The sequence below is a fragment of the Streptomyces sp. NBC_00328 genome (genome assembly GCF_036139655.1).
GTDB lineage: Bacteria > Actinomycetota > Actinomycetes > Streptomycetales > Streptomycetaceae > Streptomyces.
Genome location: NZ_CP108013.1, coordinates 6,034,831 through 6,048,900, shown reverse-complemented (window position 1 = coordinate 6,048,900; position 14,070 = coordinate 6,034,831). Strand labels below are relative to the sequence as shown.

The 14,070-nt window shown below is 70.2% G+C and carries 11 protein-coding genes and 2 pseudogenes; 9 read left to right on the top strand and 4 right to left on the bottom strand.

The features are described 5' to 3' along the window. From sdhA to OG485_RS26595, 3 genes and pseudogenes are all read left to right on the top strand, one after another. Window positions 1–1,755, top strand: a complete 1,755-nt coding sequence (sdhA, locus tag OG485_RS26605) for a succinate dehydrogenase flavoprotein subunit (protein ID WP_328671046.1) — start codon at window positions 1–3, stop codon at window positions 1,753–1,755. Then, window positions 1,755–2,534, top strand: a complete 780-nt coding sequence (locus OG485_RS26600) for a succinate dehydrogenase iron-sulfur subunit (RefSeq protein WP_326785911.1) — start codon at window positions 1,755–1,757, stop codon at window positions 2,532–2,534. The genes sdhA and OG485_RS26600 overlap by 1 nt, the downstream gene beginning before the upstream one ends. Before the next feature lie 152 nt (window positions 2,535–2,686). After that, a pseudogene (locus OG485_RS26595) lies at window positions 2,687–3,298 on the top strand (Uma2 family endonuclease). Here the strand turns inward: OG485_RS26595 and OG485_RS26590 are convergent. From OG485_RS26590 to OG485_RS26580, 3 genes and pseudogenes are all read right to left on the bottom strand, one after another. Beyond that, window positions 3,299–5,764 (bottom strand): DUF4132 domain-containing protein, encoded by a 2,466-nt coding sequence (locus tag OG485_RS26590; protein WP_328671045.1) that lies wholly within the window; start codon window positions 5,762–5,764, stop codon window positions 3,299–3,301. It lies immediately after the preceding pseudogene. Continuing rightward, window positions 5,761–6,153 (bottom strand): hypothetical protein, encoded by a 393-nt coding sequence (locus OG485_RS26585; protein ID WP_328671044.1) that lies wholly within the window; start codon window positions 6,151–6,153, stop codon window positions 5,761–5,763. Before OG485_RS26585 ends, OG485_RS26590 begins: the two co-directional genes overlap by 4 nt. Window positions 6,154–6,219: 66 nt before the next feature. After that, window positions 6,220–6,591 (bottom strand): annotated as a pseudogene (locus OG485_RS26580) (Uma2 family endonuclease); the annotation flags it as partial. 197 nt (window positions 6,592–6,788) lie between these two features. Between OG485_RS26580 and OG485_RS26575 the strand changes: the two are divergent. The 4 genes from OG485_RS26575 to OG485_RS26560 all read left to right on the top strand — a co-directional run bounded on the left by OG485_RS26575 (window position 6,789) and on the right by OG485_RS26560 (window position 9,171). Beyond that, window positions 6,789–7,214 (top strand): VOC family protein, encoded by a 426-nt coding sequence (locus OG485_RS26575; protein ID WP_328671043.1) that lies wholly within the window; start codon window positions 6,789–6,791, stop codon window positions 7,212–7,214. A gap of 170 nt (window positions 7,215–7,384) precedes the next feature. Further along, window positions 7,385–7,792: a hypothetical protein gene (locus OG485_RS26570; RefSeq protein ID WP_328449009.1), complete on the top strand. Its 408-nt coding sequence runs from the start codon at window positions 7,385–7,387 to the stop codon at window positions 7,790–7,792. 5 nt (window positions 7,793–7,797) lie between these two features. After that, entirely contained in the window at window positions 7,798–8,328 is a 531-nt protein-coding gene (locus tag OG485_RS26565) for a thiol-disulfide oxidoreductase DCC family protein (protein ID WP_328671042.1), read from the top strand. Between the two features lie 9 nt (window positions 8,329–8,337). Further along, window positions 8,338–9,171 (top strand): TetR/AcrR family transcriptional regulator, encoded by an 834-nt coding sequence (locus OG485_RS26560; protein ID WP_328671041.1) that lies wholly within the window; start codon window positions 8,338–8,340, stop codon window positions 9,169–9,171. A gap of 57 nt (window positions 9,172–9,228) precedes the next feature. Here the strand turns inward: OG485_RS26560 and OG485_RS26555 are convergent, their stop codons facing one another. Then, entirely contained in the window at window positions 9,229–11,643 is a 2,415-nt protein-coding gene (locus OG485_RS26555; protein WP_328674661.1) for an MMPL family transporter, read from the bottom strand. Window positions 11,644–11,801: 158 nt separating this feature from the next. Between OG485_RS26555 and OG485_RS26550 the strand changes: the two genes are divergently transcribed. Both OG485_RS26550 and OG485_RS26545 read left to right on the top strand, forming a co-directional pair. Next, entirely contained in the window at window positions 11,802–12,491 is a 690-nt protein-coding gene (locus OG485_RS26550; RefSeq protein ID WP_328671040.1) for a response regulator transcription factor, read from the top strand. Next, window positions 12,488–13,942 carry a sensor histidine kinase gene (locus OG485_RS26545; RefSeq protein WP_328671039.1) on the top strand — a complete coding sequence of 485 codons (1,455 nt, stop codon included), beginning with the start codon at window positions 12,488–12,490 and terminating at the stop codon, window positions 13,940–13,942. Before OG485_RS26550 ends, OG485_RS26545 begins: the two co-directional genes overlap by 4 nt. Window positions 13,943–14,070: the final 128 nt, after the last annotated feature.

Genomic DNA, 14,070 nt, shown 5'->3' with positions numbered 1-14,070 from the left:
ATGAAGATCCACAAGTACGACACCGTCATCGTCGGCGCCGGTGGCGCCGGCATGCGCGCCGCCATCGAGTCGACGAAGCGCAGCCGCACCGCCGTGCTGACGAAGCTCTACCCCACCCGCTCCCACACGGGCGCCGCGCAGGGCGGCATGGCCGCCGCGCTCGCCAACGTGGAGGAGGACAACTGGGAGTGGCACACCTTCGACACGGTCAAGGGCGGTGACTACCTGGTCGACCAGGACGCCGCCGAGATCCTGGCGAAGGAGGCCATCGACGCGGTCCTCGACCTGGAGAAGATGGGCCTCCCGTTCAACCGGACGCCCGACGGGACGATCGACCAGCGCCGCTTCGGCGGTCACTCCCGCAACCACGGCGAGGCCCCGGTCCGCCGGTCCTGCTACGCCGCGGACCGCACCGGTCACATGATCCTCCAGACGCTGTACCAGAACTGCGTGAAGGAGGGCGTGGAGTTCTTCAACGAGTTCTACGTCCTCGACCAGCTGATCGTCGAGGTCGACGGCGTCAAGCACTCGGCGGGCGTCGTCGCCTACGAGCTCGCGACCGGCGAGATCCACATCTTCCAGGCGAAGGCCGTGATCTACGCGTCCGGCGGCACCGGCAAGTTCTTCAAGGTGACCTCCAACGCGCACACCCTGACGGGTGACGGCCAGGCGGCCGTCTACCGTCGCGGGCTGCCGCTGGAGGACATGGAGTTCTTCCAGTTCCACCCGACCGGCATCTGGCGCATGGGCATCCTGCTGACGGAGGGCGCCCGCGGTGAGGGCGGCATCCTCCGTAACAAGGACGGCGAGCGCTTCATGGAGAAGTACGCGCCGGTCATGAAGGACCTCGCGTCCCGTGACGTCGTCTCCCGCTCCATCTACACGGAGATCCGTGAGGGCCGCGGCTGCGGTCCCGAGGGCGACCACGTCTACCTCGACCTCACGCACCTCCCGCCGGAGCAGCTGGACGCCAAGCTGCCCGACATCACGGAGTTCGCGCGCACCTACCTCGGCATCGAGCCCTACACGGACCCGATCCCGATCCAGCCCACCGCGCACTACGCCATGGGCGGCATCCCGACGAACGTCCAGGGTGAGGTCCTCTCGGACAACACCACCGTCGTTCCGGGCCTGTACGCCGCCGGTGAGGTCGCCTGTGTCTCCGTGCACGGCGCCAACCGTCTCGGCACGAACTCGCTGCTGGACATCAACGTCTTCGGGCGCCGGGCCGGCATCGCGGCCGCGGAGTACTCGGCGAAGGCCGGCTACCTCGAGCTGCCCGAGGACCCGGCCTCCCAGGTCGTGTCCCAGGTCGAGCGCCTGCGCAACTCCACGGGCACCGAGCGGGTCGCCGACATCCGCCGTGAGCTCCAGGAGTGCATGGACGCCAACGTGATGGTGTTCCGCACCGAGCAGACGATCAAGACGGCGGTCGAGAAGATCGCGGAGCTGCGCGAGCGTTACCTCAACGTCTCGGTCCAGGACAAGGGCAAGCGGTTCAACACCGACCTGCTGGAGGCCATCGAGCTGGGCAACCTGCTCGACCTGGCCGAGGTCATGGCCGTGTCCGCGCTCGCCCGCAAGGAGTCCCGCGGCGGTCACTACCGCGAGGACTACCCGAACCGCGACGACGTCAACTTCATGCGCCACACCATGGCGTACCGCGAGGTCAGCGACGACGGCACCGAGTCCATCCGTCTCGACTACAAGCCGGTCGTCCAGACCCGCTACCAGCCGATGGAGCGTAAGTACTGATGGCTACTCCCACTCTGGACAAGGCGGACGCGGCCGGCGCACCCGAGCCCGGTTTCGCCGACTCCCCCTACATCACCGCCACGTTCCGCATCCGCCGGTTCAACCCGGAGGTCTCGGCGGAGTCGGTCTGGGAAGACTTCCAGCTCCAGATCGACCCCAAGGAGCGTGTCCTCGACGCGCTGCACAAGATCAAGTGGGACCAGGACGGCACGCTCACCTTCCGCCGCTCCTGCGCCCACGGCATCTGCGGCTCGGACGCCATGCGGATCAACGGCAAGAACCGTCTGGCCTGCAAGACGCTGATCAAGGACCTCAACCCCGATAAGCCGATCACGGTCGAGGCCATCAAGGGCCTGACGGTGCTGAAGGACCTCGTGGTCGACATGGACCCGTTCTTCCAGGCGTACCGCGACGTGATGCCCTTCCTCATCACGAAGGAGACCAACGAGCCGACGCGCGAGCGTCTGCAGTCGGCCGAGGACCGCGAGCGGTTCGACGACACGACCAAGTGCATCCTGTGCGCGGCGTGCACGTCGTCCTGCCCGGTGTTCTGGAACGACGGCCAGTACTTCGGTCCGGCCGCCATCGTGAACGCCCACCGCTTCATCTTCGACTCGCGTGACGAGGCCGGGGAGCAGCGCCTGGAGATCCTCAACGACAAGGACGGTGTGTGGCGCTGCCGCACGACGTTCAACTGCACGGACGCCTGCCCGCGCGGTATCGAGGTCACCAAGGCGATCCAGGAAGTCAAGCGCGCACTGATCACGCGCCGCTTCTGACGGTCACCCCGATGTGCCCGAAGGGCCCCGCTCCTTGGAGCGGGGCCCTTCGGCGTGTCGTGCCACGATCGAGTGAGGCGGCAGGAAAGGGGCATGCGCGGTCCGCCCGTCCTACGATGATGCTCTCGACACCAGCCCACAGGAGGCACGCGATGTCCGCAGCATCCGTCGAGCGGCCCCACGACGACCGTCCGCTGATCGCGGAGGCGAACCGTCTCATGGACCGCAACCCGGGCTACCGCGTCGAGATCATCGGAGGCCAGATCCTCGCGTCCCCGCCGCCGGACGGCCCTCACGCCGAGGCCCTGACCAGTCTCACCGTCCCCTTCCTGACGGCTGGGCTGCACGCCTCGGGAACACGAGTGCTCCAGGGGATCGGGCTGTAGCTCCCCAGTGGCACGGAGGACTACGCGATTCCGGACCTGTCGGTGGTGGATGCCGACTACCGGGACAGCTACATCGAGAACAACTGCTACGACCCCATCTGCTTCCGTCTCGTCCTGGAAGTCACGTCCAGCAACTACCAGTCCGATCTGCGCACCAAGGTCTCCGCGTACGCCGGCGCCGACGTGCCCGTGTACGTCATCGTCGACCGCAAGCACCAGCGCCTCCACGTGCTCACCGACCCGGCCGAGGGCGGATACGGCAACCACCGCATCCACGCCCCCGGCGAGATCGTCACTCTCCCCGACTCCCTCGGCGCCAAGGTCACCCTCGACGTGGCCGAGATCCTCGCAGCGGGCGGCCCCGAACCGGCTTCCTGATCACAGCTGGCTCAGGATCGTCGGATCCGTGATCCGCAGGTCGTCCGCCAGCAGCATCGCCTTGCTGAGGATCACCGCGAGCATCCGGTCGCCCTCGAACGGCAGGTAGCCCGTCCGGGGGCCGGTCGCGGCGGACTTCGGGACGATGCACAGGTACTGGTCGTTCGGGCTCATCAGGATGTTGCCCGAACCCAGATGGATCTTGTACGTGTGCCGTTCGCCCTTCACGTGCAGGAAGCGGCCCTCCAGGGTGCAGCGGTCGGCTATCGCCAGCCGGGGGATCAGCCGGTCGAGCAGGGCGCGGCGGGTCTGCGCGGTCTCGTTCAGATCACCGAAGCCGTACGACGTCCAGTACTCCTGGAAGCGGCCACCGGGGCCGCCGTCCTGCCAGGTCGGGTCGTTGCCGACGCTCGCGACACCGACGAACAGATCGACGTCGCGCAGGACTTCGGACAGGACGAGAGGCGGGATCTCTGTGAGCGGCAGGGGTTCGACGGGGTCCTGGCCTGAGCCCAGCCACATGCGGTACTCGCCGCCGTAGCAGTGCGCCGAGTTCTGCGGGGCGCCGATCGGGTAGAAGCGCACCTGGTCGGTGCGCAGCCGCAGATAGCTGCCGGACTCGGTGGTGTCCTCGCCGTACTCGCCGTCACCGGTGATCCAGTACTCGGCGCGCAGCCCCCACCGGGGCAGTTCCCGGGTGGCCGGGGGCGCCTCGTCGTCGACGCAGAGGCGGAGCTTGTTGCGCCAGCCCCTGGCGGCGGCCAGGGAGTTGAACTGGTGCTGGCGCACGAAGTGCGCGGCGAAGCGGTTCGAGTACGTGCCCGTCGCGCGCTCGGCGTCGGTGAGGAGGTAGACCTCGCGGTGGGCCTGTTTGAAGGGCTGGGTGATCTCGTGCCGCTCCAGCCAGTCCCGCCAGGCGACGACCTCGGCGGGCTCGCGGCCGACCGGGTGCCAGAGGGTGACCTCCTGACCCGACGTCACCGGGGCGTCGGCCAGGGTGCGCAGCTCGCCGTTCGCGAACCCGGCCGGTGTGCCGTCGACCGTCCACAGGAGTCGGCGGGCGAGGGTGCCGACGAGGGGGTGGTCGAGGTAGCGCTCGCGCCAGGTGTCGTACGCCCAGGTGCGGCGGGCGAGGAACTGCCGGTCCAGGCGCTCGGTCTGCGCCGAGAGCATCTTGTCGATGTCCTTGACGGCTGCCTTCAGCTCCTTGAGCTCCTCGGCGTGGTCGCGCCGCACGGCGACGGGCACGCTCTTGACAGCCTTGCCGCTCGCGTTGCGCCAGCTCAGCGCGGCGCGTGAGCCCTGGACTTCGAGGAGCGCGGTGTTGTCGCCGAACTCGTGACGCGCCTGCCCGACGTCGGTGAGCCCGTAAGCCGGGACGGCCAGTTCCTCGATCTCCTCCCGGGTGAGCCCGAGGGCGGTTGCCTTCGCCTCGAGGAAGCCGTCGATGAGCTTGGCCGTGGCCTTGTACGTCACCCGGGCCGCCAGCCTGGCCAGTTCGGCGAGGGCCTCCTCTCCGTCGACGCGGGACAGCGCGATGACACCTGCGTTGGCGACCTTCGGGTTGCGCGGGCCCAGTCCGGCGACCTTCTTCAGGGAGGTCTCGACGAGCGCCCCGAGGGCCCGCGCGGTGTCGGGGTGGGGCGGCAGCAGGGAGACCAGCCAGGCGAGGCCGCGCAGGGCGTCGGCGTTGTACGGGTCGTAGGCGTTGTTGATGTCGAACCCGTAGGCCTGGCCGGTCAGCGGGAAGGTCCGGGGGCCGCCGGCGAGGGCGAGCCAGGACAGCGCGGCGACGCGGACCCGGTCGGCGCCGAGGGCTTCGATCAGGGTCCGCGCCTGCTCGTCCCACTTGGCGGAGGGCTTGGAGGCGGTGGCGGTCGTCAGGTGGGCCAGCAGGGCCTGCCAGTCGGGGCCGGTGCCGTCCCTCATGGCCTGCTCGGCCCATTCCTCGCCGACGTTGAGGACGGGCTCCGTGATCTTCTTCATCAGGTCCACCGCGAACTTGGGACGGTAGGTGTCCATGCCCGTGCGGCGGAGCACCGCGACGACAGTCGGGTCCAGGTCGCGGCCGGCCGCCAGTTCGGCCTCGGCCAGGATGTCCATCCGCGCCGCGTACCAGACGGTGTTCTGCCGGCCGAGTTCCTCGAGTTGCCTCGCCCGCTCGTCGGCGAGCGGGTACTCCGGGAGGCCGTGGGAGACGGCGGCGAGCAGGGTCAGTACGTGGTTGCGGGGTTCCGATCTGCTGCCGACCGTGTGATAGCCCTCCGCGAGCGCGCCGGACAGTCTTTCCCGCTGGTCGGCGGGGAGCGCGCTCAGCAGGTCGAGGATCTCGCTCCAGCCACTGCCCCATTGGCCGGTGTTGACCAGTGCGGCCCTGAGGAGGTCGGTGGCGAGCCCTCCCATGTTGCCCTTGGCCGCGTTCGAGCGGATCCACCCCAGTTGCGTCTTGGTGCCGGCCATCGTCATCCCCCTACCAGCGCGACGAGCTTGAGGAAGGTGACCTCGGTGCCCGGGACCAGCTCGATCTCCTCGTCGGGATCGGTCACCTGACGCTCCCCCACGAGCACCAGGAAGCCGTTCCCGGCGAAGGCCCTGAGCGCCAGCTCGGTCTGTGCCTCCGGGTCGATCAGGCGGGGCGCGCGCAGCGCGTAGCCGTTCAGCACCCGCTCGGCGTCCTCGGGCTGCACGAGCCCCTGGAACACCTCCGGCATGTCCGCGTTGTACTCGGCGACCTCCTGGAAGATCCGCCGCCGGATCAACTCGCGCACCGGAAGCCGCTCCTCGTCGATCACAAGCCCCCAGCCGGCGCCCCGGCTCCCACTGGTCGTCTCGTCGACGAACATCACCGTTCCCATACGGACGACAGTACGAGCCCCCACTGACAATCGGTCATCAGCCCCGATCTGTCGTCCGCCGTCAGCTCAGTCCGCCACCGGCTCCGATCCGCCCCTCCGCCTGTCGGCGGCCGTCAGATCGATCTCGATCTCGAAGGGGACGGTGGCCTTGAGCCGGTCATGGAAGATTCCGGTGCGGGCGTACGACTTGGTGGCCGGGTCCAGCTCGTAGACGTAGACGACGGGCAGGCCCTTGTCCTCGTCCTGTTCGACGCGCCAGAAGTGCGGGACCCCGGCCTCGGCGTACTTGCGGGGTTTGACCTCCCGGTCGCGTTCGCGAGAGTCGGGCGAGACCACTTCGACGGCCAGGAGGATGTCCTCGGGCTCGTACCAGGTCTGGTCCGGCCCCGTGTTCGCATCCACCGGAAACACCATGCCATCCGGCTCGGGCCGGTTCTTGGTGCTGCTCCGGGCCGGTCTCGACCCGGCTGGCGTCGAGGGCGTAAGACCTCCTGGAGCACTGCTCCAGGAGGCGGCCTGAGCCAGGAATCCTCTTCCCTTCGGGGAGGGGAGGTTTCAACTCAATGGGTGATCACATGCTCGGTCCTCGGTCAGCCCTTCCCCCGCCCCCCATCGCCCGCTCCTAACCTGATGGCATGTCAGATGACGCGTCAAGGGAGATGTTCGAGCTGCTCGGGCTCGACAACGTGCTGTTGCCCGTCGGGGATCTCGGCGAGGCCGTGGGTTTCTACGAGCGGGCCGGGTTTCCGCCGGCGTTCCGGCTGGACGAGGCCGGGATCGCGGTGCTGAAGGCGGGCAAGGAGACGCCCGGGGTGCTGCTGCGGCTGGACGAGGAGCTGAGCCACCGGCCGCCGCCGTGGGCGTCGCCGCGACTGTGGCTGGAGGTGCCGGACGCCCGCGCCGCGGCCCGCTCGCTGGCCGCCACGGGCATCGCGACCCTCGACGGGCCTTTCTCCGGCGCCACCGGCTGGACGGTCGAGTTCGCGGACCCCTGGGGCAATGTCATCGGGCTGACGGACTACACCAAGCGGCCCGAACTCGCCCGCGGGGCCCGGCGATAGCGGGGGCGACAGCCGGGGCGGCCCTTCGTGTCCCACCCCCGGCCGCCGTGCGGAGGCAGTGCGGCCCGAGCCCTCCGGCGCCCGCTCCCGATACGACTTGAACATGTTCAAAAAGAGGTCTACATTCATCCCAGACAGCGTTTTGAACGCGTTCAAGAAGGGGTGGGGACATGGACCTCACAGTCGTCGCTTACGTCATCTATCTGCTGGTCAGCATCGCGCTGACGGTCTGGGTGGCGCGCACGCTGAGCCACAACGGACGGATCTTCCTGTCGGACGTCCTGCACGGCAACGAGAAGCTCGCCGACGCCGTCAACCACCTGCTGGTGGTGGGCTTCTACCTCGTCAACCTGGGCTTCGTCGCGCTCTATCTGCACCAGAGCGACGAGATCACCGACGCCCGCGAGATCTTCGAGGCCCTGTCGACCAAGCTGGGGGTCGTCCTGCTGGTGCTCGGCGTCATGCACCTGGGCAACGTCTACGCCCTCAACAAGATCCGGCGGCGGGGTGTCATGGAGCGCGAGCAGACTCCGCCGGTGCGGCCGACGGACTGGGCCGCCCCCGCGGCCGGGGCGTGAGACCGGTGACCGGCGCATCGGCCACCCGGGACCGGGACGCGGCACGCGTCCCGGTCCTCGGGCTCACCGTCCTCTACGACGCGCACTGCTCGCTGTGCGCCTTCCTGAAGAACTGGCTCGCCGGGCAGGCGCAGCTCGTACCGCTGCGGTTCGTGCCGGCCGGTTCGGAGGAGGCCGCCCGGAGCTACCCGCGGCTCGACCACCGCGCCACCCTGGACGAGATCACCGTCGTGGGGGACGCCGGGCAGGTCTACCAGGGAACCGCCGCCTGGATCGTCACCCTGTGGGCGCTGCGCGAGTACCGGGCGCTGGCCCATCGGCTGAGCACTCCCACGGGGGCGAGGCTGGCCAGGGGCGCGACCCTCGCCGCCGCCAAGTGGCGCGAGGCGCAGGCGTCGACCCGGACGTCCCAGGGGCGATGGGGTGGTGGCTCGTACCACTGGGGCGACGGGTGGAGCTACGACCCGGCCGCGGGATGGACGTACGCACCCCCCGCCTGCGACAGCGGCGAATGCTCGACCGTTCCCACTCGTTAGGCTCGTCCCGTGCCAGCACCGACAGACAGCCCCGGCCCCATCGGGTCCTCCGAGCCCGACGAGCCCACCGCGGCCTCCGAACCCGCCAAGTCCCCGGGCAAGGAGGCGAAGAGCCCGGCGAAGAGCGAACAGACCCGGGCCCTGATCCTGGAGACCGCGATGCGGCTCTTCCAGGAACGGGGGTACGACAAGACGACGATGCGCGCCATCGCCCAGGAGGCCGGGGTCTCCGTCGGCAACGCGTACTACTACTTCGCCGGCAAGGAACACCTGATCCAGGGCTTCTACGACCGGATCGCCGCCGAACACCGGGAGGCGGTCCGGGAGGTGCTGGACCGCGAGACGGACCTGGAGGCCCGCCTCGGCGGTGTCCTGAAGATGTGGCTGGACATCGCCACGCCGTACCACGAGTTCGCCGTGCAGTTCTTCAAGAACGCCGCCGACCCGGACAGTCCGCTCAGCCCCTTCTCCCCCGAGTCGGAGCACGCGCGCGCGGAGGCCATCAGCGTCCACAAGGAAGTGCTGGCCGGGGCGAAGACCAAGGTGCCGGAGGAACTGCGCGAGGTGCTGCCCGAGCTGATGTGGCTCTCCCAGATGGGGCTCGTCCTGTACTGGGTCTTCGACCGCACCGAGAGCCGCGAGCGCAGCTACCGGCTCGCCGAGCGCGGCGCGCGTCTGACGGCGCGCGGCGTCTCACTGGCCCGCTTCCGGCTGTTGCGGCCCCTCGTCCACGAGGTGCACGAACTGTTCACGGACTTCCTGCCGGGGATGACGAAGGCGCTGCCCGACCCGGCGAAGAAGACGGACCGAGGCCCGGCCGACCCGGCGGTGGAAACGGACTGAGGGGCGCCCGCCGAGGCGGACGCCCCCCGCGCCGGGAAGATCCGGCGTCCGGCGGCCTCAGTTGACCGCGTCGGCGTCCACCTCTCCCTGGAGCAGCTCCACGTCGTGCACCAGCGGCTCGTCCGTGACGATGACGTGGTGTGCCCGCGTCCCGTACGAACGGGCCGTCGCCGACAGCAGATACGTCCCCGGGGCCGGGACCGAGACGATGTAGGAACCGTCGGCCAGCGAGGTCACCCGGTCCAGCTGGCGGCCTCCCTTGGACAGCAGCGTGAGGACCGCCCCGTCGACCGCCTCGCCCTCCGCGTCACGGACGAACCCGTGCACGGCCGAGGCCCCGCCGCCGGCCGGCGCCGCGTCACCGGACGGCTCCTCGGCGGGCTCCACCGCCAGATGCGGCAGCCGCTTGTCCAGGGCCGCGGGCAGCCACCAGTTGGAGTTGCCGAGCAGGTGCATCGCGGCGGGGACCAGGGCCGTACGGAGGATGAAGGCGTCCAGGGCGACCGCGGCCGCGAGGCCGACACCCGCCATCGCCGCTCCCGCGTCACCGCTCAGGACGAAGGCGAGGAAGACGCACACCATGATCAGGGCGGCCGAGTTGATGACCCGGCCGGTCTCCGCCAGCCCGACGCGCACCGCGCGCGCGTTGTCCTTGGTGTGCACCCATTCCTCGTGCATACGGCTCACCAGGAACACCTGGTAGTCCATGGAGAGGCCGAACAGCAGCGAGAGCATGATGACGGGCAGGAAGGCGTTGATCGGACCCTCCTTGCCGAGACCCAGCAGTTCCAGGCCCCAGCCCCACTGGAAGACCGCGACCAGGACGCCGAAGGACGCGGCGGCCGCGATCAGATTCATCAGGGCGGCCGTCAGCGGGACCACCAGGGAACGGAAGGCGATCAGCAGGAGCAGGAAGCCGAGGCCGATGATCGTGGCGACGAACCAGGGCAGCCGGTCGCCGGTGATCGTGGCGAAGTCCTTCGACACGGCGGTCACGCCGCCGACGTGGGCGCTCGCCCCGGCGTCCGGGATCACCCGGTCCCGCAGGGTGTCGATGAGGTCGTCGGTCTTCACCGACTGCGGGGAGGTCGTCGGCACCACCTGGATCACCGTCACGCCGTTGGCGGGCGGCAGCGCGGCGACCGCGGCCACCCCGGGCGTGCCGCCGATGCTCTTCGCCAGGGCGTCGGTGTCACCGCCGGTCACGACCACCTGCAAGGGGCCGTTGAAGCCGGGTCCGAAACCCTCGGCGAGCAGGTCGTAAGCCTGCCTGGTCGTCGTCGTGCTGTCGTCGTTGCCCTGGTCGGTGGCGCCGAGGTGCAGCGACAGGACGGGGAGGGCGAGGACCGCCATCACGGCCAGCGCGAGGACCGCGATCGTACGGGGGCGACGCTGCACGCTCATCGACCAGCGTGCCGCGGCCCCGCTCGCCCGCTCCGGTTCCGGGCCCCGCTCCGCCAGTTTGCGCCGCTGGCGGCGGCTGAGCACCCGGGTGCCGAGGACTCCGAGGAGCGCGGGCAGCAACGTGGTGGCGGCGAGCACGCTGAACACGACGGTCAGGGACGTGCCGATGACCACGCCGTCCAGGAAACGCAGGTTCGTCACCAGCATGCCCGCGAGCGCGATGCACACCGTGCCGCCAGCGAACAGCACCGCCCGGCCCGAGGTGTTGAGGGCGACGACCGCCGACTCCTCGGACTCCAGGCCCCGCAGGAGCCCGCGCCGGTGCCGGGTGACGATGAACAGCGCGTAGTCGATGCCGACGCCGAGGCCGATCAGGGTGGCCAGCAGCGGGGCCAGGTCCGGGATGTCCGTGGTGTGGCTGAGCAACTGCGTGGAGAACAGCCCCGTACCGACCCCGAAGACCGCGATGCCGATCGGCAGCAGCATGGCGAAGAGGGAACCGAAGGCGAGGAAGAGGACGAGGGCCGCGGCCAGGATGCCGACCATCTCGGCGAGCCCTGTGGGCGGCTCCTGGACCCGCTGGATCGCCTGTCCGCCCAACTCCACCTGGAGTCCGGCCCGTTCGGCACTCTGCGCGGTGTCGACGACGTCCTGCACCAGTTCCTTGGGTACGGCGTTCGCCTGTTCGGCGAAGGTGATCTGGGCGTACGCGATCGTGCCGTCCCGGCTGATCTGCGCGGCGCCCCGCTCACCCTGGTAGGGGCCCGCGACCTGGCCCACACCCTTCATGCCGGCGATCTCGTCCAGCACGGGCTGGATCCGCGAACGCACCGAGGCGTCCCGGACCGTGCCGTCCGCGACCTTCCACACCACCGTGTCGGTGTCCCCCGAGCTGTCCGGGAAGGCCTTCTCCATCTGGTCGTACGCACGCTTGGAGTCCGTGTTCGGAAGGGAGAACACGTTCGCGTAGTCCGTGCCCGCGGTGGTCGCCGCGAAGCCGAGACCGAACAGCGCACCCACCCACAGCAACAGGACCACCAGCCGGTGCCGATAGCACCACCGTGCCAATACCGCCACTTCAACGCTCCTTAGTCGGTCGGTCCCCCAGGTCCTGGCACCAGGATTCGCGGTCACGCGCGCGGGTGGACACGACCCGCCCATGACTCTCAAGCAACTCCAAGACGCGAACGGCCCTCACCGTCAACGACCCCGCCGATACTGGGGACATGACCGCACACGACGGAGCCACCGTCCTCGTCGTCGAGGACGAGCCGAGCATCGCGGACGTCCTCACCATCGCGCTGCGCTACCACCGCTTCGAGGTGATGGCGGCGGGAACCGTCCGCGAGGCGCTCGCCCTCGCCGAGCGCACCCGCCCCGACGCGGCCCTGCTCGACGTGATGCTCCCGGACGGCGACGGCCGGGCGCTCGGCCGTGAACTGCGCCTGCGGCAGCCGGACCTGGCCGTCGTCTTCCTCACCGCGCGGGACGCGCCCGCCGAGATCGTCGGCGCGCTCGGCTTCGGCGACGACTACATCACCAAGCCGTTCAACATCGACGAGGTCGTCGCCCGCATCACCGCCGTCCTGCGCCGCACCCGGTCCGACGACGTCCTGCCGCAGCGCCCGCCCCTGCGCTACGGCGACCTGGAGCTGGACGAGACGACGTACCGCGTCCACCGCGCGGGCACCACGGTCGAACTCACCCCCACCGAGTACGCGCTGCTGCGCTTCCTCGTCCGCAACGGCGGCCGGATCGTGCCCAAGGAGCAACTCCTGCGCCATGTCTGGCAGTACGAGCACCCGGCCGAATCGACGGTCGTCGAGACGTACATCAGCTACCTGCGGCGCAAGCTCGAACCGCTGGGCCCACCGGTGATCCAGACCCGCCGGGGCGTGGGATACGGGCTCGCGTGAAGGCGCCCGTCCCGCCCGGCTGCCGCCCCACGCGCCACAGGCACGGCATCCACTCGCTGCGCGGCAAGCTCACGATCGCGAACGTGGGACTGCTGGCCCTGGGCATCGTGGTGGCGACCGCCGTGAGCCTGATGGGCATGCGGCACTATCTGCTCGACCAGGTGGACGCCCAGCTCATCAAGACCCGCGACTCACTGGGCGGTTCGCAGCTCACCATGCGCCAGATCGACTCGCTGAGCGCCCTCGCGTTCGTGCACGAGCGGATCGGACCCGCCGCGGACGAGTCGTCGAAGCCGGAATCGATCTTCGCGGCCGTCGACCGGAGCGGCCGGGCCGTCGCGGTGGCCGGCTACGAACCCACCGACACCCAGCGCGCGTTCGCCGCCGCCGTGGGCGAACCCGGCGGCCTCGCCCGCGCCGTCGACCCACGTGACATCACCGTGCGCGGCGCCGACTACCGGGCGACCGGGACGCGGCTCGCCGACGGGACCTACGTCCTGTTCGGCAGCTCGACCGACGGACTGCACAAGGGCATCGCGAAGGCGCTCAAGCTCGATCTGGCCGTGGGCACCCTGCTGCTGGCGCTCCTCGCGTGTCTGACGATGTTCAGCGTGCGCCGCCGGATGCTGCCGCTGGAGGCCATGGTCGAGACCTCGTCCGCCATCGCCGAGGGCGATCTGACCCGGCGCGTCCCCTCCAGCCATCATCCGACCCAGGAGGTCGAACAGCTCCGGCTCGCACTCAACTCCATGCTGCACCAGGTCGAGTCGGCCTACCGGACGCGCGAGGACAGCGCCGCCCAGCTCCGCCGGTTCGTCGGGGACGCCTCGCACGAACTGCGCACCCCCCTGGCGGCGATCCGCGGCTACCTCCAGCTCTACGAGAAGGGGATGCTGACCGATCCCGTCGAGCGCAGACGGGCCTGGGACCGGATGAACGCGGAGACCGACCGCATGGGCCGGCTGGTCGACGAGCTGCTCACCCTGGCCCGCCTCGACCAGCGGCCCGAACTGCGGTTCAGGAACGTCGACCTGAGCCGGCTCGTGCGGGACGCGGCCGCGGATCTGCGCGCCCAGCAGCCCGGCCGCCCGGTGACCGTGGACGCCGACGGCACGCTGCTCGTGCGGGCCGACGAGTCGGGGCTGCGGCAGGTGCTGGGCAATCTCGTGGGCAACGTACGCACCCACACACCCGGCGACGTACCCGTGCGGCTCGGCCTGGAGCGCTCGGACGGCGTGCTGCGGCTGTGCGTCGCCGACAAGGGGCCCGGACTCGCGGAGGAGGACGCGGCGCGCGTCTTCGACCGCTTCTTCCGGGCCGGCCGCGGTGCGGGCAGCGGGCTCGGCATGGCGATCGTGGAGGGCGTGGTGAGGGCCCACGGGGGGAGCGTCACGGTACGGACGGCTCCCGGCGAGGGTCTGGCGGTGACGGTGACGCTGCCGGTGCGCTGAGGAAGCGGGCGCCTCCACGGCGGAACCGGCGGGTCCTGCGGAGCCTGCGGCAGGGATACGGCGGGGATGCGGGTACGACGCCGACGCGGCGGGACCGGCGGCGCGGGCGGGGTGAGGGTGGCCAGGCG